This window comes from Streptomyces sp. NPDC088097 (assembly GCF_044741845.1).
Taxonomy (GTDB): Bacteria; Actinomycetota; Actinomycetes; order Streptomycetales; family Streptomycetaceae; genus Streptomyces.
This window is the reverse complement of record NZ_JBIUTJ010000012.1, coordinates 40,430-60,761: the sequence shown is the minus strand read 5'-3', so window position 1 is coordinate 60,761 and position 20,332 is coordinate 40,430. Positions and strand designations below refer to the sequence as shown.

At 71.5% G+C, this 20,332-nt stretch carries 18 protein-coding genes; 15 read left to right on the top strand and 3 right to left on the bottom strand.

The genetic code is table 11. The features are described from left to right. Nucleotides 1-7: 7 nt before the first annotated feature. The 3 genes from ACIOD1_RS27025 to ACIOD1_RS27015 all read right to left on the bottom strand — a co-directional run bounded on the left by ACIOD1_RS27025 (nucleotide 8) and on the right by ACIOD1_RS27015 (nucleotide 4,572). Entirely contained in the window at nucleotides 8-415 is a 408-nt protein-coding gene (locus ACIOD1_RS27025) for a DUF1992 domain-containing protein (protein WP_401905140.1), read from the bottom strand. A 43-nt stretch (nucleotides 416-458) separates the two neighbouring features. Further along, the gene (locus ACIOD1_RS27020; RefSeq protein ID WP_365626910.1) at nucleotides 459-2,138 is read right to left on the bottom strand and encodes a hypothetical protein; all 1,680 of its coding nucleotides are present in this window, start codon (nucleotides 2,136-2,138) and stop codon (nucleotides 459-461) included. Nucleotides 2,139-2,379: 241 nt separating this feature from the next. Beyond that, on the bottom strand, nucleotides 2,380-4,572 hold the full coding sequence (locus ACIOD1_RS27015; protein WP_401905137.1) for an elongation factor G-like protein EF-G2: 2,193 nt from the start codon (nucleotides 4,570-4,572) through the stop codon (nucleotides 2,380-2,382). Between the two features lie 255 nt (nucleotides 4,573-4,827). Between ACIOD1_RS27015 and pgsA the strand changes: the two genes are divergently transcribed. The 15 genes from pgsA to ACIOD1_RS26940 all read left to right on the top strand — a co-directional run bounded on the left by pgsA (nucleotide 4,828) and on the right by ACIOD1_RS26940 (nucleotide 20,187). Beyond that, entirely contained in the window at nucleotides 4,828-5,493 is a 666-nt protein-coding gene (pgsA, locus tag ACIOD1_RS27010; RefSeq protein WP_365626904.1) for a phosphatidylinositol phosphate synthase, read from the top strand. Continuing rightward, the gene (locus tag ACIOD1_RS27005; protein ID WP_365626901.1) at nucleotides 5,493-6,404 is read left to right on the top strand and encodes a phosphatidylinositol mannoside acyltransferase; all 912 of its coding nucleotides are present in this window, start codon (nucleotides 5,493-5,495) and stop codon (nucleotides 6,402-6,404) included. The genes pgsA and ACIOD1_RS27005 overlap by 1 nt, the downstream gene beginning before the upstream one ends. Further along, the gene (locus tag ACIOD1_RS27000) at nucleotides 6,404-7,567 is read left to right on the top strand and encodes a glycosyltransferase family 4 protein (protein ID WP_365626898.1); all 1,164 of its coding nucleotides are present in this window, start codon (nucleotides 6,404-6,406) and stop codon (nucleotides 7,565-7,567) included. Before ACIOD1_RS27005 ends, ACIOD1_RS27000 begins: the two co-directional genes overlap by 1 nt. Before the next feature lie 36 nt (nucleotides 7,568-7,603). After that, the gene (locus ACIOD1_RS26995) at nucleotides 7,604-8,146 is read left to right on the top strand and encodes a hypothetical protein (RefSeq protein WP_365626895.1); all 543 of its coding nucleotides are present in this window, start codon (nucleotides 7,604-7,606) and stop codon (nucleotides 8,144-8,146) included. A gap of 181 nt (nucleotides 8,147-8,327) precedes the next feature. Beyond that, nucleotides 8,328-9,245, top strand: coding sequence for a pyridoxal 5'-phosphate synthase lyase subunit PdxS (pdxS, locus tag ACIOD1_RS26990; protein WP_365626893.1), 918 nt, complete (start codon nucleotides 8,328-8,330; stop codon nucleotides 9,243-9,245). 8 nt (nucleotides 9,246-9,253) lie between these two features. Then, complete coding sequence (gene pdxT / locus ACIOD1_RS26985) at nucleotides 9,254-9,844, top strand: pyridoxal 5'-phosphate synthase glutaminase subunit PdxT (protein WP_365626890.1); 591 nt, start codon at nucleotides 9,254-9,256, stop codon at nucleotides 9,842-9,844. Between the two features lie 57 nt (nucleotides 9,845-9,901). Continuing rightward, nucleotides 9,902-10,654: a YebC/PmpR family DNA-binding transcriptional regulator gene (locus ACIOD1_RS26980; protein ID WP_365626887.1), complete on the top strand. Its 753-nt coding sequence runs from the start codon at nucleotides 9,902-9,904 to the stop codon at nucleotides 10,652-10,654. 212 nt (nucleotides 10,655-10,866) lie between these two features. Continuing rightward, nucleotides 10,867-11,454, top strand: a complete 588-nt coding sequence (gene ruvC, locus ACIOD1_RS26975) for a crossover junction endodeoxyribonuclease RuvC (protein ID WP_365627162.1) — start codon at nucleotides 10,867-10,869, stop codon at nucleotides 11,452-11,454. Next, nucleotides 11,451-12,083, top strand: a complete 633-nt coding sequence (ruvA, locus tag ACIOD1_RS26970) for a Holliday junction branch migration protein RuvA (protein WP_365626884.1) — start codon at nucleotides 11,451-11,453, stop codon at nucleotides 12,081-12,083. Before ruvC ends, ruvA begins: the two co-directional genes overlap by 4 nt. Nucleotides 12,084-12,204: 121 nt before the next feature. Beyond that, nucleotides 12,205-13,278, top strand: a complete 1,074-nt coding sequence (gene ruvB, locus ACIOD1_RS26965; protein ID WP_365626881.1) for a Holliday junction branch migration DNA helicase RuvB — start codon at nucleotides 12,205-12,207, stop codon at nucleotides 13,276-13,278. 164 nt (nucleotides 13,279-13,442) lie between these two features. Further along, on the top strand, nucleotides 13,443-13,922 hold the full coding sequence (yajC, locus tag ACIOD1_RS26960; protein ID WP_401905132.1) for a preprotein translocase subunit YajC: 480 nt from the start codon (nucleotides 13,443-13,445) through the stop codon (nucleotides 13,920-13,922). A 152-nt stretch (nucleotides 13,923-14,074) separates the two neighbouring features. Beyond that, complete coding sequence (secD, locus tag ACIOD1_RS26955) at nucleotides 14,075-15,880, top strand: protein translocase subunit SecD (RefSeq protein WP_365626875.1); 1,806 nt, start codon at nucleotides 14,075-14,077, stop codon at nucleotides 15,878-15,880. A 3-nt stretch (nucleotides 15,881-15,883) separates the two neighbouring features. Then, the gene (secF, locus tag ACIOD1_RS26950) at nucleotides 15,884-16,942 is read left to right on the top strand and encodes a protein translocase subunit SecF (RefSeq protein ID WP_365626872.1); all 1,059 of its coding nucleotides are present in this window, start codon (nucleotides 15,884-15,886) and stop codon (nucleotides 16,940-16,942) included. After that, on the top strand, nucleotides 16,939-17,493 hold the full coding sequence (locus ACIOD1_RS26945) for an adenine phosphoribosyltransferase (RefSeq protein ID WP_401905130.1): 555 nt from the start codon (nucleotides 16,939-16,941) through the stop codon (nucleotides 17,491-17,493). The genes secF and ACIOD1_RS26945 overlap by 4 nt, the downstream gene beginning before the upstream one ends. Before the next feature lie 240 nt (nucleotides 17,494-17,733). Beyond that, nucleotides 17,734-20,187, top strand: a complete 2,454-nt coding sequence (locus tag ACIOD1_RS26940; protein WP_365626866.1) for a bifunctional (p)ppGpp synthetase/guanosine-3',5'-bis(diphosphate) 3'-pyrophosphohydrolase — start codon at nucleotides 17,734-17,736, stop codon at nucleotides 20,185-20,187. The last annotated feature ends 145 nt before the right edge of the window (nucleotides 20,188-20,332 follow it).

Sequence of the window (20,332 nt, the reverse complement as noted above, 5' to 3'; positions counted from 1 at the left end):
ACCGGGCTCAGGCCCGGTCGGCGCGGTCGGCCCGCCATTCGGCGAGGACGGCCTCCACGTCGAACGCGGTGATGCCCAGGGGCGGCCCCGGCGGGGGCATCCGCAGGGCCGCCACGATCTTCTCGTTGACCTCCGTGAGGATCGCCCGCGCCCGCCGCTCGGTGCGGGCCTCCCGGACCGCCTCCCGGGCGTCCTCGGCCTCCTTGCGCAGCGCGAGCGCCGGGGGCAGGGCGAAGAAGCCCTCGCGGTGCATCTTCCCCTTGATCCACCACAGCTCGTCGTAGGGCGCGTCCAGGGACTCCAGGGGCTTGCCCCAGCCGGGCAGGCTCGCGAAATCGCCCCGGTCGGCGGCCTCCCTGATCTGCCGGTCCACGAAGGTCTCGAAGCTGACTCCCGGTGGCTTGCGCTCGGTCACGGTCGGTGCCTCCTCCGGCTGGGCTGGCCTTTCAGGCTACCCATCAGGCGTCGTAGACGTCCGCCTTGCGCGGGGACGGTTCCTGGATGAGGCCGCTCATGATCGAGGAGCGGTTGGTGAAGCGGTCGGTGTCGACGCCGTTCTCCTCCAGCACCCGGAAGGCCGCCGCGTGCACGGCCCGCAGGACCGGGGCCACCGTGCGCAGGGCGTCGTCCGCCATGAAGCGGTGGCGCCACATGGAGCCCGCCCACACGTGCCGCAGGCCGAAGGGCTCGGGCAGCACCAGCTTGCCGCCGAAGTACTCCAGCAGCGGCGGGTACCAGGTGAGGGGCGCGCGCACGGCCAGGCGTACGACCTCGCTCGCGTCCACCAGGGGCAGTGGCCGCTCGACGGTCTCCCAGAACCGGATCGACTTGGGGACCTCCACCACCGGGGCCTTGGACTTGGTGGTGAACAGGCCCGCCACCGGACCCAGGGCGTGGGCGGTGACGTCCACGCGCAGGGTCTTGTACAGCACGGTGACCGTGACCAGCATGGTGATCACCAACTGGCCGTCCCAGAGCGGGTACTGGATGCCGAGGTAGTGCCGGTTGCCGGCGCTGAACTGCTGTTCGTTGCAGATCCGGGTGATCTCGTGGGACTTCACCAGGAAGGTGTCCACGGAGTCCCCGGTGGGCCGGGCCACCTCCGCGGCGCCCTCGCCGACCGGGGTGACGATCCAGTGCTGGATCGAGGCGGCCGGGAAGCCGCCGGTGTGCAGGGGACCGCGCTCCAGCTTGCGCAGCTCGGTGTCGACCGCGCGTATGACGTCCCAGCTGCGGAAGGGGTGGATCTCGTGGCCCTCGGTCTTCGGGGTCAGCTCCTCCGCCATCTGCCAGCTGCCCCAGCGGGTGCCCATGCCCAGGATGCCCTTGGGGCCGGCGTAGAAGACCGAGTTGCTGCGGTCCTCCGCGGTGAGCTTGGCCAGCTGGTGGCGCAGGTCCTCGCGGGCCTTCTCGTCGGGGTTCCCGGGGACGGCGTCCGGGATCTTGGCGGCGACCCCGCCGCCGCCGAGCAGGCCGTCCCAGCGCGAGCGCAGGTCGGCGGCCGTCCGCTCGCAGATCCGGCGGGCCAGGTACCAGCCCAGCACGGGGGCGCCGATCGCCGCGAGGAGGTACAGCTCCAGCAGTCCGCCCCCGGACTCGCGGTGGAGCACCCGGTACAGCAGCAGCCCCGCCAGGGCGACGACGGCGACCACCAGCGTGGTGCCGACCCAGGAGCTCTTCTTGCCGCCGTCCCCGCCGAGGGTCTTGCGCAGCTGGAAGAGGCCGAGCCACAGCAGCAGCCCCGGAAGGAACAGCAGGCCGCAGACGAGCATGACGAGGCGGAGCTTGCGGTCGCGCTCCTTGCGGATGCGGCTGGCGGCCAGGCAGTGCTCCACGACGGTCTGCGGGTCCGCGCCGAAGGACTGGATCAGGGGCTTGCGGCCGGAGCCGAGGGTGCGGGCCTCGACGGCCCGGCAGAAGGCCTCGCCGAGGTTCGGTTCGAGGAGGGAGATCTTCGGGTCCTTGACCGAGGCCGGGTGGTTCTCGCTGTTGGCCCCGAGGATCACGGACAGCTTCGTGTCCGCGCCCCCGTCGCGGTACGCGGCGGAGGCGAGCGCGTTGGTGGCGGCCGTCTGGCCGCCGCCGCCCTGGAGCGGGATCTGTGCCCCGGGCCTGAAGTCGAAACCGTCGTCCGCCACCGCTGCCCCCATCGCCGTGCCACTGTGCTCTTTGTCGTGCCGTGCTGCCGTGCTGCCGTGCTGCCGTCGTACCGTGCTGCTGTGCTGCCGTCGTGCGCTTCGCCGTGCCGCCGTGCTGTGGTCCGTCGCGCCGAAAAGCCTATCCGCGGACGCCGCCCCATGGTCATGGGACAGGGAAATACCGCCCACCGCAAGCGTGTTGGGTGGGCGGCAGCGGACGTTATGTCAGATGACTTCCCTTCTAGGGCTGTTCGCGCACCTTGTCCGCCAGGTGGGCCGGCATCGGTTCGTGCCGGGCGTACGCCCGAGTGAAGCGGCCCGTGCCGTGGGTCACGGAGCGCAGTTCGACGGCGTACCGGCCGATCTCGATCTCCGGGACCTCCGCCCGTACCCGGGTCCGGCCCGGTCCGGCCTGCTCGGTGCCGATCACCCGGCCCCGCCGGCCCGCGAGGTCGCTCATCACCGGGCCCACGTACTCGTCGGGGACCATGACGTCCAGCTCGGCCACGGGTTCGAGGAGGTGGATCGGGGCCTGGCCGGCCGCCTCGCGCAGGGCGAGGGCGCCGGCGGTCTGGAAGGCGGCGTCGGAGGAGTCCACCGAGTGCGCCTTGCCGTCGCACAGGGTGATCCGTACGTCGACCAGCGGGTGGCCGGCCGCGAGGCCCCGGGCGGCCTGGGCCCGTACGCCCTTCTCCACGGACGGGATGAAGGACCGCGGGACGGCGCCGCCGACCACCTTGTCCACGAACTCGATGCCGCTGCCGGGCGGCAGCGGCTCCACGTCGATCTCGCAGATGGCGAACTGGCCGTGGCCGCCGGACTGTTTGACGTGCCGGCCCCGGCCGGTGGCCCGGGAGCCGAAGGTCTCGCGCAGGCTGACCTTGTGGGGGACCGGGTCGACCTGGACCCCGTAGCGGGTCCGCAGCCGCTCCAGGGCCAGGTCCTGGTGGGCCTCGCCGAGGGACCACAGGACGAGCTGGTGGGTGTGCGGGTTCTGCTCCACCCGCAGGGTGGGATCCTCGGCGACGAGCCGGGCCAGGCCCTGGGACAGTTTGTCGTCGTCGGCCTTGCTGTGGGCCTCGACGGCGAGGGGGAGCAGGGGGTCGGGCATCGACCAGGGCTCCATCAGGAGCGGGTCGTCCTTCGAGGAGAGGGTGTCGCCGGTCTCGGCACGGGTGAGCTTGGCCACGCAGGCGAGGTCGCCCGCGACGCACCGGGTCAGGGGCCGCTGCTGCTTGCCGAAGGGCGAGGTGAGGGCGCCGACGCGCTCGTCCGCCTCGTGCAGGTCCCGCTCCTCGCGGCTCCGTTCGACCAGCCCGTGGCCGCTGACGTGCACGGTCTCCTCGGGCCGCAGGGTGCCGGAGAAGACGCGGACGAGGGAGACGCGGCCCACGTACGGGTCGGACGAGGTCTTGACGACCTCGGCGACCAGCGGGCCCTCGGGGTCGCAGGTGACGGCGGGGCGGGCCTCGCCGTCCGGGGTCGTGACGGCGACGGGGGCCCGCTCCAGGGGCGTGGGGAAGGCCCCGGTGACGAGTTCGAGGAGTTCCACGGTGCCCAGGCCCTGACGGGCGCCGTCGGCGGCGGGCGCGGCCATCAGGACGGGGTGGAAGGTGCCGCGCGCGACGGCCCGCTCCAAGTCGTCGATCAGGGTCTTGAGGTCGATCTCCTCCCCGCCGAGGTAGCGGTCCATGAGGGTCTCGTCCTCGCTCTCGGCGATGATCCCCTCGATCAGGCGGGACCGGGCGTCGTCGATGAGGGCCAGCTCGGCGGGGTCCGGGTCGCGCTCGGCCCGCTCGCCGCCGGAGTAGTCGTGGACGCGCCGGGAGAGCAGTCCCAGGAGCCCGGTGACCGGGGCGTGGCCGTCGGGCCCGGCGGGGCCCGTGAGGGGCAGGTAGAGCGGCAGGACGGCGTCCGGGTCGTCGGCGCCGAAGGCCTCCCCGCAGATGGAGGTCATCTGGGAGTAGTCGGCGCGGGCCGCCTCCAAATGGGTGACGACGATCGCCCGGGGCATGCCGACGTCCCGGCACTCGTCCCAGACCGCGCGGGTGGCCCCGTCGATCCCGTCGGAGGCCGAGACGACGAAGAGGGCCGCGTCGGCCGCGCGCAGACCGGCCCGGAGTTCTCCGACGAAGTCGGCGTACCCGGGGGTGTCGAGGAGGTTGACCTTGATCCCGGCCCATTCGACGGGGACCAGGGAGAGCTGGACCGAGCGGTGGCGGCGGTGCTCGATCTCGTCGTAGTCCGAGACCGTGGCCCCGTCCTCGACCCGGCCGGCCCTGTTCAGGGCCCCCGCGGTCAGGGCGAGGGCCTCGGCGAGGGTGGTCTTGCCGGCGCCGCTGTGGCCGACCAGGACGACGTTCCGTACGGAAGACGGCCGATCGGCCGTCGGTGCCCTGCCGGCGGCCCCGGCTTGGTGTGATGTGGCTCCCATGACGCTCGTGCCTCCCGGTGTCGCGGTGGAGGAGGATGATCGGGGTCCTTCGAGCTTTGCACCGCCGTCACACTGCGTCCATACGTCGTACCGGCCACCGTGCGCGCGGGGGCCCGGCGGGTGAAGCGGAGCCGGTACGGGGATCGCACGGGGCGAACCGGAGGGTGTGCGGCACTTCGGACCCGGGGCGCCGGCTACGATGGGCCAGCCGGTGGCCGCAAGGGCCGCGCGGCCCAGCGACCCTCCGGGAAGGCCATGCTGAACAAGTACGCGCGTGCATTCTTCACGCGTGTCCTCACGCCGTTCGCCGCGTTTCTCCTCCGTCGGGGGGTGAGCCCGGACGCGGTCACCCTCATCGGCACCGCCGGAGTGGTGGCCGGAGCGCTGGTCTTCTTCCCCCGGGGCGAGTTCTTCTGGGGCACGATCACCATCACCCTGTTCGTCTTCTCCGACCTGGTGGACGGCAACATGGCCCGCCAGGCCGGGACGTCCAGCCGGTGGGGAGCGTTCCTCGACTCGACCCTCGACCGGGTGGCCGACGCGGCGATCTTCGGCGGCCTCGCGCTCTGGTACGCGGGTTCCGGGCACGACAACGCCCTGTGCGCGGTCGCCATCTTCTGCCTGGCCAGCGGCCAGGTGGTCTCGTACACCAAGGCGCGGGGCGAGTCGATCGGCCTGCCGGTCGCCGTGAACGGGCTCATCGAGCGCGCCGAGCGCCTCGTGATCTCGCTGGTCGCGGCCGGTCTGTCCGGCCTCCAGACCTTCGGGGTTCCCTCGTGGATCGGCGTGCTGCTGCCGATCGCGCTATGGGTGGTGGCGGTGGGCTCCCTCGTCACGCTGGTCCAGCGGGTGGTCACCGTACGCCGTGAGGCCGCCGAGGCCGACGCCGCCGCCGCGACCGCCGAGGGGGGCGCCGCCTGATGGGCAGGACACAGGACAAGCTGGTCGACGGCCTCTACGGACTCGGCTGGGCGGGAGTCAAGAAGCTCCCCGAACCGGCGGCCGTGGCCCTCGGCCGCAAGATCGCCGACGTGGTGTGGAAGCGGCGCGGCAAGAGCGTGCTGCGGCTGGAGTCCAATCTGGCCCGGGTCGTGCCCGACGCGAGCCCCGAGCGGCTGCGGGAGCTGTCCCACGCGGGCATGCGCTCGTACATGCGCTACTGGATGGAGTCCTTCCGGCTGCCGACCATGGCCCCGGAGCGCTTCGGCACCGAGGTCCGCTTCCAGGACGAGCACCTCCTGCGCGAGGCCCTCGCCACCGGCCGCGGGGTGATCGTGGCCCTGCCGCACCTGGCCAACTGGGACCTCGCCGGGGCCTGGGCCATCGGCCACATCGGAGTCCCCTTCACCACCGTCGCCGAGCGGCTCAAGCCCGAGACGCTCTACGACCGCTTCGTCGCCTACCGCGAGAGCCTGGGCATGGAGGTCCTGCCGCACAACGGCGGCGCCGCCTTCGGCACCCTGGCCCGCCGGCTGCGCTCCGGCGGCCTGGTCTGCCTGGTCGCGGACCGGGACCTCTCGTCCTCCGGGGTCGAGGTGGACTTCTTCGGCGCCACCGCGCGGATGCCGGCCGGGCCGGCGCTGCTGGCCCAGCAGACCGGCGCCGTGCTGCTCCCGGCCACCCTGCACTACGGGGAGACCCCGGTGATGTACGGCCGGATCCACCCCGAGGTGGAAGTGCCCGGCGCGGGCACACGGGTGGAGAAGACCTCGGTGATGACCCAGGCGGTGGCGGACGCCTTCGCGTGGGGGATCGCCGAACACCCTGAGGACTGGCACATGTTGCAGCGGCTGTGGCTCGACGATCTGACCGACCAGGGGGAGCGCCCGTAGTGAAGATCGGCATCGTGTGCCCGTACTCGTGGGACGTGCCGGGCGGCGTCCAGTTCCACATCCGTGACCTGGCGGAACACCTGATCCGCCTCGGCCACGAGGTGTCGGTCCTGGCCCCGGCCGACGACGAGACCCCCCTGCCGCCCTACGTGGTCTCGGCGGGACGGGCCGTGCCGGTGCCGTACAACGGGTCGGTCGCCCGCCTGAACTTCGGCTTCCTCTCCGCCGCCCGCGTGCGCCGCTGGCTGCACGACGGGGTCTTCGACGTGATCCACATCCACGAGCCGGCCTCGCCCTCGCTGGGGCTGCTGTCCTGCTGGGCCGCCCAGGGCCCGATCGTGGCGACCTTCCACACCTCGAACCCGCGTTCGCGGGCCATGATCGCCGCCTACCCGATCCTGCAGCCGGCGCTGGAGAAAATCAGCGCCCGGATCGCGGTGAGCGAGTACGCCCGGCGCACGCTGGTGGAACACCTCGGCGGGGACGCCGTGGTCATCCCCAACGGCGTGGACGTGGACTTCTTCGCCAAGGCCGAACCCAAGCCCGAGTGGGGCGGACAGACCCTCGGCTTCATCGGCCGCATCGACGAGCCGCGCAAGGGGCTCCCGGTGCTGATGGCGGCCTTCCCGAAGATCGTCGAGGCCTGCCCGGACGTCCGCCTGCTGGTGGCGGGCCGGGGCGACGAGGAGGAGGCCGTGGCCTCCCTGCCGGCGGAGCTGCGCTCCCGGGTGGAGTTCCTCGGCATGGTCTCCGACGAGGACAAGGCCCGCCTGCTGCGCAGCGTGGACCTCTACGTCGCCCCCAACACGGGCGGCGAGAGCTTCGGCATCATCCTGGTCGAGGCGCTCTCCGCGGGCGCGGCCGTCCTCGCCTCGGACCTCGACGCCTTCGCCCAGGTCCTCGACCAGGGCGCGGCGGGGGAGCTGTTCGCCAACGAGGACGCCGACTCCCTGGCCGCCGCGGCCGTGGCCCTGCTGCGCGACCCGGCCCGCCGCGAGGCGCTGAGCGCCCGGGGCTCGGCGCACGTGCGCCGCTTCGACTGGTCGACGGTGGGCGCGGACATCCTGGCCGTCTACGAGACCGTCACGGACGGCGCCACCGCCGTGGCCACCGACGAGCGCGTCTCCCTGCGCAGCCGCCTCGGCTTCTCGCGCGAGGGCTGAGCGGCCGGCTCGCCGTAGCGGGTAGTGTCGCCGCCCGTGATCGAAAACCTTGTCTGGATCGCGGTGGCGCTCGGCGTCATCGGGGTCTACCTCAGTTGGACCGCCGGGCGTCTCGACCGGCTGCACACGCGGATGGACGCCGCCCGGGCCGCGCTCGACGCCCAACTCGTGCGGCGGGCCTCCGTGGTGCTGGAGGTGGCCACCTCCGGGGTGCTCGACCCCGCCTCCTCCCTCGTGCTGTACGAGGCCGCCCACGGCGCCCGGCAGGCCGAGGAGGAGCACCGCGAGGTCGCCGAGAGCGAGCTGAGCCAGGCGCTGCGCGCGGTCTTCGCCGACGCCGACCAGGTGGAGGTGCTCAAGGAGGCCCCCGGCGGCGTGGACGCGGCGGAGGAGCTGGCGGCGGCCGTACGCCGGGTGCCGATGGCGCGGCGCTTCCTCAACGACGCGGTACGGGCCGCCCGCGCGCTGCGCAGGCACCGCAAGGTCCGCTGGTTCAGACTGGCCGGGCACGCGCCGTTCCCGCTCGCCTTCGAAATGGACGACGAGCCTCCGGTGGATCTTGCCGACCGTCCCACCTAAGGCGTCCCTTTCGGATCTTGGCGGGCCCGGCAAGATCCGGCCTGGTCCTGCCCAGGGCCGCAGCGGACAAGTCGAGGGGCCACCGGCTCCACATTGGCCCTTGTAGTGGACTGGTCGGTGCGGTTTCCTCAGCCAGGTAGAGACGTCTTCCTTTCGAGTTCCGTTCGAGTGAGGTCAGCCCGTGAGCACGCTTTCCACCTCTTCCCAGTCCGCTGAGTCGGCCATCGGCACGTCCCGCGTCAAGCGCGGCATGGCCGAGCAGCTCAAGGGCGGCGTGATCATGGACGTGGTCAACGCCGAGCAGGCGAAGATCGCCGAAGACGCCGGCGCCGTGGCCGTCATGGCCCTGGAACGGGTCCCCGCCGACATCCGCAAGGACGGCGGCGTGGCCCGGATGTCCGACCCGAACATGATCGAAGAGATCATCGAGGCCGTCTCCATCCCGGTCATGGCCAAGTCCCGCATCGGCCACTTCGTCGAGGCCCAGGTCCTCCAGTCCCTCGGCGTCGACTACATCGACGAGTCCGAGGTCCTGACCCCGGCCGACGAGGTCAACCACAGCGACAAGTTCGCCTTCACCACCCCGTTCGTGTGTGGCGCCACCAACCTGGGCGAGGCCCTGCGCCGCATCGCCGAGGGCGCGGCCATGATCCGCTCGAAGGGCGAGGCCGGCACCGGCAACGTCGTCGAGGCCGTCCGTCACCTGCGCCAGATCAAGAACGAGATCGCCCGGCTGCGCGGCTACGACAACAACGAGCTGTACGCCGCCGCCAAGGACCTGCGCGCCCCGTACGAGCTGGTCAAGGAGGTTGCCGAGCTCGGCAAGCTCCCGGTCGTGCTGTTCTCCGCCGGCGGCGTCGCCACCCCGGCCGACGCCGCGCTGATGCGCCAGCTCGGTGCCGAGGGCGTCTTCGTCGGCTCCGGCATCTTCAAGTCCGGCGACCCGGCCAAGCGCGCCGCCGCCATCGTGAAGGCCACCACCTTCTACGACGACCCGAAGATCATCGCGGACGCCTCCCGCAACCTGGGCGAGGCCATGGTCGGCATCAACTGCGACACCCTGCCCGAGGCCGAGCGCTACGCCAACCGCGGCTGGTAGTCCCTGACATGACCACCCCCGTCATTGGTGTCCTGGCCCTCCAGGGCGACGTACGGGAGCACCTGATCGCCCTGGCCGCGGCGGACGCCGTGGCCAGGCCGGTCCGGCGCCCCGAGGAGCTCGCCGAGGTCGACGCCCTGGTGATCCCCGGCGGCGAGTCCACGACCATGTCGAAGCTCGCCGTGCTGTTCGGCATGCTGGAGCCGCTGCGCGAGCGCGTCCGGGCCGGCATGCCCGTGTACGGCACCTGCGCCGGCATGATCATGCTCGCCGACAAGCTGCTCGACGGCCGCGAGGACCAGGAGACCCTGGGCGGCGTCGACATGATCGTGCGCCGCAACGCCTTCGGTCGGCAGAACGAGTCCTTCGAGGCGAAGGTCGACTTCACCGGCATCGAGGGCGGCCCCGTGGAGGGCGTCTTCATCCGCGCCCCGTGGGTCGAGTCCGTCGGAGCGTCCGCCGAGGTCCTCGCCACGTACGACGGCCACACCGTCGCCGTGCGCCAGGGCAACGTGCTGGCGACCTCGTTCCACCCCGAGCTGACCGGCGACGACCGCGTTCACGCGTACTTCGTCGACATGGTGCGCGCGGGGCTGTGACCGGGTCCCGGTAGGATCCGAGGCGAACATTGTTGGTGACGCGAAGGAGACAGGCAGATGTCCGGCCACTCTAAATGGGCTACGACGAAGCACAAGAAGGCCGTGGTTGACGCCAAGCGCGGCAAGCTCTTCGCGAAGCTGATCAAGAACATCGAGGTCGCGGCCCGTATGGGCGGCGCCGACATCGATGGCAACCCGACCCTCTTCGACGCCATCCAGAAGGCGAAGAAGAGCTCGGTCCCGAACAAGAACATCGACTCCGCGGTCAAGCGCGGCGGCGGCCTGGAGGCCGGCGGCGCCGACTACGAGACGATCATGTACGAGGGCTACGGTCCCAACGGTGTCGCGGTGCTCATCGAGTGCCTCACCGACAACCGCAACCGCGCCGCATCCGACGTCCGCGTCGCCATGACCCGCAACGGCGGATCCATGGCCGACCCGGGCTCGGTCTCGTACCTGTTCAACCGCAAGGGCGTCGTGCTCCTGCCCAAGGCCGAACTCTCCGAGGACGACGTCCTGGAGACGGTGCTGGAGGCGGGCGCCGAAGAGGTCAACGACCTCGGCGAGAGCTTCGAGATCGTCAGCGAGGCCACCGACATGGTCGCCGTCCGCACGGCGCTCCAGGAGGCCGGCATCGACTACGACTCGGCCGACTCCAACTTCCTGCCGACCATGCAGGTCGAGCTGGACGAAGAGGGCGCGCGCAAGATCTTCAAGCTGATCGACGCGCTGGAGGACAGCGACGACGTGCAGAACGTCTTCGCCAACTTCGACGTCTCGGACGAGGTCATGGAGAAGATCGACGCCTGAGGCCGCCGAGCCTTCCTTCAGAGCGTGGCCACGGGCCGACGGGGACACACCCCGTCGGCCCGTGGCTCTGTCAGTGGCAGCGGTTAGTCTGGCGAGCGCGACCGTCGATCGAGCAGCCACGACGGCGAGCGACCACCTCCGCGGGAGAGCGGCGGCGGTTCGGCCGTGAAAGAGCGGCGGCGGTTCGGCCGTGAAGAGGGAGGGGCGCCGTGGTGCGAGTTCTCGGTGTGGACCCCGGGCTGACGCGGTGCGGTGTCGGCGTGGTCGAGGGGATCGCCGGCCGGCCGCTGACCATGGTCGGTGTGGGCGTCGTACGGACCCCGGCGGACGCCGAGTTGGGGGACCGGCTCGTCGCCATCGAGCAGGGCATCGAGTGGTGGCTCGACGAGCACCGGCCCGAAGTGGTCGCCGTGGAGCGGGTGTTCAGCCAGCACAACGTCAGTACGGTCATGGGGACCGCCCAGGCCAGCGCCGTCGCCATGCTCTGCGCCGCGCGTCGCGGCCTACCGGTCGCCCTGCACACGCCCTCCGAGGTCAAGGCCGCCGTCACCGGCAGCGGCCGGGCCGACAAGGCGCAGGTCGGCGCCATGGTGACCCGTCTGCTGCGGCTCGACGCGCCCCCGAAGCCGGCCGACGCCGCCGACGCCCTGGCCCTCGCCATCTGCCACATCTGGCGGGCCCCCGCACAGAACCGCCTCCAGCAGGCGGTCGCCCAACACGAGCTCCAGAAGAACCGGCTCCGGAACGACCCGCTCCGGAGCAACCGGCTCCCGCACGCCTCGAAAGGCCGTACCCGATGATCGCCTTCGTCAGCGGCCCGGTCGCCGCGCTCGCCCCCACCGTCGCCGTGATCGAGGTCGGGGGAGTGGGCATGGCCGTGCAGTGCGGCCCGAACACCCTCGCCGGCCTGCGCCTCGGCCAGGAGGCCAAGCTCGCGACCTCCCTCGTCGTGCGCGAGGACTCGCTCACCCTCTACGGCTTCGCCGACGACGACGAACGCCAGGTCTTCGAGCTGCTCCAGACCGCCAGCGGGGTCGGCCCCCGCCTCGCCCAGGCCATGCTCGGCGTGCACAGTCCCGACGCGCTCCGCCTGGCCGTCTCCACGGGCGACGAGAAGGCCCTGACGGCGGTGCCCGGCATCGGCAAGAAGGGCGCCCAGAAGCTGCTCCTGGACCTGAAGGACAAGCTGGGCCAACCGCTCGGCACCGGCGCCCTGGTCGGCGCCCAGCGGGCCGCCGCCGCGGGACCCGCCCCCTGGACGGAACAGCTCGCCGCCGCCCTGATCGGTCTCGGCTACGCCTCCCGGGACGCGGAGGAAGCCGTCGCCTCGGTGACCCCGCAGGCAGAGGAGGCCATCGCCGCCGGCGGATCGGCCCCGGTCCCGCAGCTGCTGCGCGCCGCACTGCAGTCCCTCAACCGGGCCCGCTGACCCACCCGGGCCCCCGGCCGCCCCGCGCGGCCGGCCCCGGGCCCCCAGGGTCGCGCGCCCGCGCCCCCGTACCCGGGCCCCGACGCGAAGACCGCACCGACCGAGAAGGCAGACTGACACCGTGAACTGGGACGACGAGACCGAGACCTCCGAGCCGGACCGGCTCGTCGCGCAGGCCGCGGACGGCGAGGACACCGCCGTCGAGGCGGCCCTGCGCCCCAAGGACCTCGGCGAGTTCGTCGGCCAGGAGAAGGTCCGCCAACAGTTGGACCTCGTCCTCAAAGCGGCCCGTCAGCGCGGCGCCACCGCGGACCACGTCCTGCTGTCCGGAGCGCCCGGCCTCGGCAAGACCACCCTCTCGATGATCATCGCGGCCGAGATGGGCGCCCCCATCCGGATCACCTCCGGTCCCGCCATCCAGCACGCCGGCGACCTCGCCGCGATCCTCTCCTCCCTCCAGGAGGGCGAGGTGCTCTTCCTCGACGAGATCCACCGCATGTCCCGGCCCGCCGAGGAGATGCTCTACATGGCCATGGAGGACTTCCGCGTCGACGTGATCGTCGGCAAGGGCCCCGGCGCCACCGCGATCCCCCTCGAACTGCCGCCCTTCACCCTGGTCGGCGCCACCACCCGGGCCGGCCTGCTGCCCCCGCCCCTGCGCGACCGCTTCGGCTTCACCGGGCACATGGAGTTCTACACCCCCGAGGAGCTGGAACGGGTCGTCCACCGCTCCGCCCGCCTCCTCGACGTGGAGATCGACACCGCCGGCGCCGCCGAGATCGCCGGCCGCTCCCGCGGCACCCCGCGCATCGCCAACCGGCTCCTGCGCCGCGTCCGCGACTACGCCCAGGTGCGGGCCGACGGGGTGATCACCCGGGAAGTGGCCGGAACCGCCCTCCAGGTCTACGAGGTGGACGCGCGCGGCCTCGACCGGTTGGACCGGGGCGTGCTGGAAGCCCTGATCAAGCTCTTCGGGGGTGGTCCGGTCGGGTTGTCCACCCTGGCCGTGGCCGTCGGCGAGGAACGGGAGACCGTGGAGGAGGTGGCGGAGCCCTTCCTGGTCCGCGAGGGCCTCCTGGCGCGCACTCCGCGCGGCCGGGTCGCGACCCCCGCCGCATGGGCTCACCTGGGGCTCGTTCCGCCGGCGCAGGCCAGGAACGGATCAAGCGGACAACCGGGCTTGTTCGGGTCCTGACGGCGCGGGCGTTTCCCCGGTCAGGAACTGCGGTGCCATGCTGGGCGTTGTTCCATCGGTGCGGACTCGCCTAGACTCCGCCGATGCCGACCCTTCGGGTCGGTGTGCCCACCCCCGTAGAAAAAGGCCGTCTCCCGTACGGTCGTGCGAAGGATCTCCGTCCCGTGAATCTCGTGACATTCCTCCCGTTCATCGTGCTCATCGGGGCGATGTTCCTGATGACCCGCTCCGCCAAGAAGAAGCAGTCGGCGGCCGCGCAGATGCGCAACGACATGACGCCCGGCACCGGGGTCCGCACCATTGGCGGCATGTACGCCACGGTGAAGGAGATCGGTGACGACACGGTCACCCTGGAGGTGGCTCCCGGCGTCCACGCGATCTTCGCGAAGAACTCCATCGGTGCCGTCCTGGACGACGAGGAGTACAACCGCATCGTCCACGGCGTCACCGAGGAGCCGACCCACGACACGCCGGTCGTCCCGGACGACGCCTCCTCCCTCACCGAGGGCGAAGCCCCGAAGGCGGACCTGTCCAAGGACACGTCCGCAGGCGAGGCCCCCAAGATCGACCTGGGCAAGGAAGAGGAGCCCAAGGGCGACGAGCCCAAGGACGGCAAGACGGACGGCGAGCCCGGCGCGAAGTAGCGCCCGGGCAGGGGATCGCGGCGGTGCCGGACCGGCGGCCGCCGCGGTGCCCGCAGTGAACTTCTGCGGGGGGCAGGGGTCCCCACCACACATTTCGTGGCCGTCCGCGCGCTGACCCGGCGCGGGACGGTTGGACAGGGAGAAACGACAAGGTGGCAGCACCGAAGAAGGGCCGGCGGCCCACGGGGGCTCAGGGGAGGCCGGAGCGCGCTCTGGCCCTCATCCTGATCGCGATGGTGGCGCTCACCGCGGGGATGTTCCTCACGAAGCAGACGACCCCCCGCCTGGGCATCGACCTCGCGGGCGGTACGAGCATCACGCTCAAGGCCAAGAGCGAGCCCGGCAAGCCGAACGCGGTCAACAAGACCAACATGGACACCGCGGTCGGCATCATCGAGCGCCGTGTCAACGGTCTCGGTGTGTCGGAGGCCGAGGTCCAGATCCAGGGCACCGACCACATCATCGTGAACATCCCCAAGGGGATGAACGAGCAGCAGGCCCGCGAGCAGGTCGGCACCACCGCCCAGCTCTACTTCCGCCCGGTCCTGGCCTTCGCCGACGGCGCCCCGGTCACCCCCCAGACGAAGCCGAGCGCATCGCCGGCCCCGTCCGCGAGCGGTTCCGGCGCCCCGAAGGCCGAGGGCAGCTCGAAGCCCTCCACCGGTGCCACCCCGTCGTCCAGCGCCACTTCCCAGGGCCGTGTGCTCAGCGAGGCCCTCAAGGCCCCGGGCACCCCCACTCCCTCGCCTTCGGCGAGCGAGTCGAAGAAGGCAGACGACAAGGCCACCCCCGCCGCGAGCCCGTCCGGGACCCCCGCCGCGAGCACGCCGCCGGTGGACCCCGCGATCGCCGACCTCCAGACCCGGTTCGCGGCCCTCGACTGCACCAACGAGGCCCAGCGCGCCGCCGCCGGCCAGGGCGTCAAGCCCGAGGAGCCGATGCTGGCCTGTGGTCAGCGCGGTACGACCTGGGGCAAGTGGGTCCTCGGCCCGGCCCAGGTCAACGGTCAGGACGTCAAGGACGCCAAGGGCGCCATCGAACCGCAGACCGGCGAGTGGATCGTCACGATGCAGTTCACCGACAAGGGCGCGGACAAGTTCGCGAAGATCACCGGTGAGCTCGCGACGCAGCAGTCCCCGATGAACCAGTTCGCGATCGTCCTCGACGGCAAGGTCATCTCCGACCCCTCCGTCAGCCAGGCCCTGACCGGCGGCAACGCCCAGATCACCGGCGGCTTCACCCAGCAGAGCGCCCAGGACCTGGGCAACATGCTCTCCTACGGCGCCCTGCCGCTGTCCTTCCAGGAGGACAGCGTCACCACCGTCACCGCCGCCCTCGGCGGCGAGCAGCTGAAGGCCGGCCTCATCGCCGGCGCCATCGGCCTCGCCCTCGTGGTGATCTACCTGCTGGTCTACTACCGCGGACTGGCCTTCATCGCGATCATCAGCCTCCTGGTGTCCGCGATCCTCACCTACACGATCATGGCGCTGCTCGGAAAGGGCATCGGGTTCGCGCTGAACCTGCCGGCCGTCTGTGGCGCGATCGTCGCGATCGGCATCACGGCGGACTCGTTCATCGTGTACTTCGAACGCATCAGGGACGAGATCCGCGAGGGCCGCACCCTGCGCCCCGCCGTCGAGCGCGCCTGGCCGCGTGCCCGCCGCACGATCCTGGTCTCCGACTTCGTGTCCTTCCTCGCCGCCGCCGTGCTCTTCATCGTCACGGTCGGCAAGGTCCAGGGCTTCGCCTTCACACTGGGTCTGACCACCCTGCTCGACGTGGTCGTGGTGTTCCTCTTCACCAAGCCCGTCATGACCCTGTTGGCGCGTACGAAGTTCTTCTCCAGCGGCCACCCGTGGTCCGGGCTGGACCCCAAGCGGCTCGGGGCCAAGCCCCCGCTGCGCCGGTCCCGCCGTACGGGTCCCGTCCCCGCCCCCGTCGACGCAAAGGAGGCGTGAGAGATGTCGAAGCTGGGAGATCTCGGCGCCAGGCTGTACCGCGGTGAGGTCGGTTACGACTTCATCGGCAAGCGCTTCCTCTGGTACGGCGTTTCCATCCTGATCACCATCACGGCGATCGTGGCCCTGGCCGTACAGGGCCTCAACATGGGCATCGAGTTCAAGGGCGGTGCCGTCTTCACCACCCCGAAGACGGCCGTCTCCGTCGCCAAGGCCACGGAACTCGCCGAGAAGGCCTCCGGTCACGACGCGATCGTGCAGGAGCTCGGCAACGGCACCCTGCGCATCCAGATCTCCGGTCTGGACACCAACTCCGCCGCCCCCGTCAAGAAGCAGCTGGCCACCGAACTCAAGGTGACCGAGGCCCAGATCAACGCCGACCTGGTCGGCCCGAGCTGGGGCGAGCAGATCGCCAACAAGGCCTGGACGGGCCTGGCCATCTTCATGGTCCTCGTGGTGATCTACCTGGCCATCGCCTTCGAGTGGCGGATGGCGGTCGCCGCGCTGATCGCGCTGATCCACGACCTCACGATCACCGTCGGCGTCTACGCGCTCGTCGGCTTCGAGGTCACCCCGGGCACCGTGATCGGTCTGCTGACCATCCTCGGTTACTCCCTCTACGACACCGTCGTCGTCTTCGACGGTCTCAAGGAGGGCTCGAAGGACATCACCAAGCAGACCCGCTACACGTACAGCGAGATCGCCAACCGCAGCATCAACGGCACCCTGGTCCGCTCGATCAACACCACGGTCGTGGCGCTGCTCCCGGTGGCGGCCCTGCTGTTCATCGGTGGCGGCTTCCTGGGCGCGGGCATGCTGAACGACATCTCGCTGTCGCTGTTCGTCGGCCTCGCGGCCGGCGCGTACTCCTCGATCTTCATCGCGACCCCGCTGGTCGTGGACCTCAAGGAGCGCGAGCCCGCGATGCAGGCCCTCAAGAAGCGGGTCCTCGCCAAGCGCGCGGCCGCCGCGGCCAAGGGCGAGCCCATCGACGCCGACGAGCAGTCCGGCGACGACGGCGAGGTCGTCTCCCACGGCGGCCAGGGAAGGCGGCGCCGGTGACCGCGCCCTGTTCCCCCGAGGTCCGCGAGCAGCTGCTCGCCCGGATCAAGGACGTCGCCGACTACCCGAAGCCGGGCGTGATGTTCAAGGACATCACCCCGCTGCTGGCCGACCCGAAGGCCTTCGCTGCCCTCACGCAGGCCCTGGTGGACCTGGCCGGCCGGTACGGGGCCACGAAGATCGTCGGCCTGGAGGCGCGCGGGTTCATCCTGGCCGCCCCGGTCGCCGTCCAGGCGGGCATCGGCTTCGTCCCCGTACGCAAGGCCGGCAAGCTGCCGGGCGCCACGCTCGCGCAGTCCTACGAGCTGGAGTACGGCACCGCGGAGATCGAGGTCCACGCCGAGGACCTGAACGCCGGTGACAAGGTCATGGTCATCGACGACGTCCTGGCCACCGGCGGCACCGCCGGGGCCTCGCTGGAGCTGATCCGGCGGGCCGGGGCCGAGGTCGCCGGTGTGGCGGTCCTGATGGAGCTGTCGTTCCTGCCGGGCCGGGCCAGGCTGGCCGACGCCCTCGCGGGCGCCCCGCTGGACGCCCTCATCGTGGTCTGAGCACCGTCCGCGACACGTCCGCCGAAGCGGCGGGCCCCCGGGAAGCCCCGGAGGCCCGCCGCTTTCGCGTACGCCGCGACCCGCCGGGGCGGCCCCCGGGGTGGGCCCGAGCCGCGTCCCGGGGGGCGACCGCGGAGAACGGGGCGGGGCAACCCTCGCTACCATGGGTTATCCGGACCTGACCGGGGACCCGGATCCTCCCCCAGACCCCGTCCGGGGGGACCCCCGTGAGGAGCGCTCTTGCCAGACGAGGTCCAGCCACTCTCCGCCGCGCAGCCCGACCCGCAGGCCGAGCCGGCCGAGCCGGCCGCGGCTGCCGCCGCCACGCCGCCGCCGGCCGCGGCTCCCGCCGCCGCGCCCCCGCCGGTCAAGCCCGCTCCCGCGAAGTCGGCCGGGTCCTCCAACCGCGTGCGCGCCCGCCTGGCCCGTCTCGGCGTGCAGCGTTCCAATCCGTACAACCCGGTACTGGAACCCCTGCTCCGGATAGTCCGCAGCAACGACCCGAAGATCTCGACGGAGACCCTGCGCCAGATCGAGCAGGCCTACCAGGTCGCCGAACGCTGGCACCGCGGCCAGAAGCGCAAGAGCGGCGACCCGTACATCACCCACCCGCTCGCGGTGACCACCATCCTCGCCGAGCTGGGCATGGACCCCGCCACCCTGATGGCGGGCCTGCTGCACGACACCGTCGAGGACACCGAGTACGGCCTCGAACAGCTGCGCCGCGACTTCGGCGACGCCGTGGCCCTGCTGGTCGACGGGGTCACCAAGCTCGACCGGGTCAAGTTCGGCGAGGCCGCGCAGGCCGAGACCGTCCGCAAGATGGTCGTCGCGATGGCCAAGGACCCCCGGGTCCTCGTCATCAAGCTCGCCGACCGCCTGCACAACATGCGCACGATGCGTTACCTCAAGCGGGAGAAGCAGGAGAAGAAGGCCCGCGAAACGCTGGAGATCTACGCTCCGCTGGCCCACCGCCTGGGCATGAACACCATCAAGTGGGAGCTGGAGGACCTCGCCTTCGCGATCCTCTACCCCAAGATGTACGACGAGATCGTGCGCCTCGTCGCCGAGCGCGCCCCCAAGCGCGACGAGTACCTGACCGTCGTCACCGACGAGGTGCAGACCGACCTCAGAGCCGCCCGGATCAAGGCCACCGTCACCGGCCGCCCGAAGCACTACTACAGCGTCTACCAGAAGATGATCGTCCGCGGCCGTGACTTCGCGGAGATCTACGACCTGGTGGGCATCCGCGTCCTCGTCGACACCGTCCGGGACTGCTACGCGGCCCTCGGCACCGTGCACGCGCGCTGGAACCCGGTCCCCGGCCGGTTCAAGGACTACATCGCGATGCCCAAGTTCAACATGTACCAGTCGCTGCACACGACGGTCATCGGGCCCAGCGGCAAGCCGGTCGAACTCCAGATCCGCACCTTCGACATGCACCGCCGCGCCGAGTACGGCATCGCCGCGCACTGGAAGTACAAGCAGCAGACCGTCGCCGGCACCTCCAAGGTCCGCACCGACGTCCCGCAGGCCGCCAAGGGCAGCGCCGGCCACGACACCGTCAACGACATGGCCTGGCTGCGCCAACTGCTCGACTGGCAGAAGGAGACGGAGGACCCGGGCGAGTTCCTGGACTCGCTGCGCTTCGACCTCTCGCGCAACGAGGTCTTCGTCTTCACGCCCAAGGGCGACGTCATCGCCCTGCCCGCCGGAGCCACTTCCGTGGACTTCGCGTACGCGGTCCACACCGAGGTCGGCCACCGCACCATAGGGGCCCGGGTCAACGGGCGCCTCGTACCGCTCGAATCCACCCTCGACAACGGCGACCTCGTCGAGGTGTTCACCTCCAAGGCCGAGGGCGCGGGCCCGTCCCGCGACTGGCTCGGCTTCGTCAAGTCCCCGCGGGCCCGCAACAAGATCCGCGGCTGGTTCTCCAAGGAGCGCCGCGACGAGGCCATCGAGCACGGCAAGGACGCCATCGCGCGGGCCATGCGCAAGCAGAACCTGCCGATCCAGCGGATCCTGACGGGCGACTCCCTCGTCACCCTCGCGCACGAGATGCGCTACCCCGACATCTCCTCCCTCTACGCGGCCATCGGCGAGGGCCACGTGACCGCGCAGAGCGTCGTGCAGAAGCTGGTGCAGGCCCTCGGCGGCGAGGAGGCGGCCAACGAGGACATCGAGGACTCGATCCCGCCGGCCCGCGGTCGCGCCAAGCGGCGCGGGAACGCCGACCCGGGCGTGGTCGTCAAGGGCGTCGACGACGTGTGGGTGAAGCTGGCCCGCTGCTGCACCCCGGTGCCCGGTGACCCGATCATCGGCTTCGTCACCCGGGGCTCGGGCGTATCGGTCCACCGTGCGGACTGCGTCAACATCGACTCCCTCTCCCAGCAGCCCGAGCGGATGCTGGAGGTCGAGTGGGCGCCCACCCAGTCCTCCGTCTTCCTGGTCGCCATACAGGTCGAGGCGTTGGACCGGTCCCGGCTGCTCTCGGACGTCACCCGGGTCCTGTCGGACCAGCACGTGAACATCCTCTCGGCCGCCGTGCAGACCTCCCGCGACCGCGTGGCCACCTCGCGGTTCACCTTCGAGATGGGCGACCCCAAGCACCTGGGGCACGTCCTGAAGGCCGTACGGGGAGTCGAGGGCGTCTACGACGTCTACCGCGTGACCTCGGCCCGCAGCCGCTAGGCGTCGGGCCGCCCGGTCCGGACGTGGGGGGGGGGGGCCCCCCCCCCGGGGGGGGGGCCGCGGGGGCGGGGGGGGGGGGGGGGGGGGGGTGGCGCCCCCCCCCACCCGAATTTTTTGTTTCCGGGCTAAAAGGGGGTGCGCACCG

Excerpts from the sequence above, each read along its gene's own strand:
- ruvA (WP_365626884.1), top strand. The coding sequence starts at position 11,451 with ATGATCGCCTTCGTCAGCGGCCCGGTCGCCGCGCTCGCCCCCACCGTC.
- secF (WP_365626872.1), top strand. The coding sequence starts at position 15,884 with ATGTCGAAGCTGGGAGATCTCGGCGCCAGGCTGTACCGCGGTGAGGTC.
- pgsA (WP_365626904.1), top strand. The coding sequence starts at position 4,828 with ATGCTGAACAAGTACGCGCGTGCATTCTTCACGCGTGTCCTCACGCCG.
- ACIOD1_RS26980 (WP_365626887.1), top strand. The coding sequence starts at position 9,902 with ATGTCCGGCCACTCTAAATGGGCTACGACGAAGCACAAGAAGGCCGTG.
- pdxT (WP_365626890.1), top strand. The coding sequence starts at position 9,254 with ATGACCACCCCCGTCATTGGTGTCCTGGCCCTCCAGGGCGACGTACGG.
- ACIOD1_RS27005 (WP_365626901.1), top strand. The coding sequence starts at position 5,493 with ATGGGCAGGACACAGGACAAGCTGGTCGACGGCCTCTACGGACTCGGC.
- ACIOD1_RS27015 (WP_401905137.1), bottom strand. The coding sequence starts at position 4,572 with ATGGGAGCCACATCACACCAAGCCGGGGCCGCCGGCAGGGCACCGACG.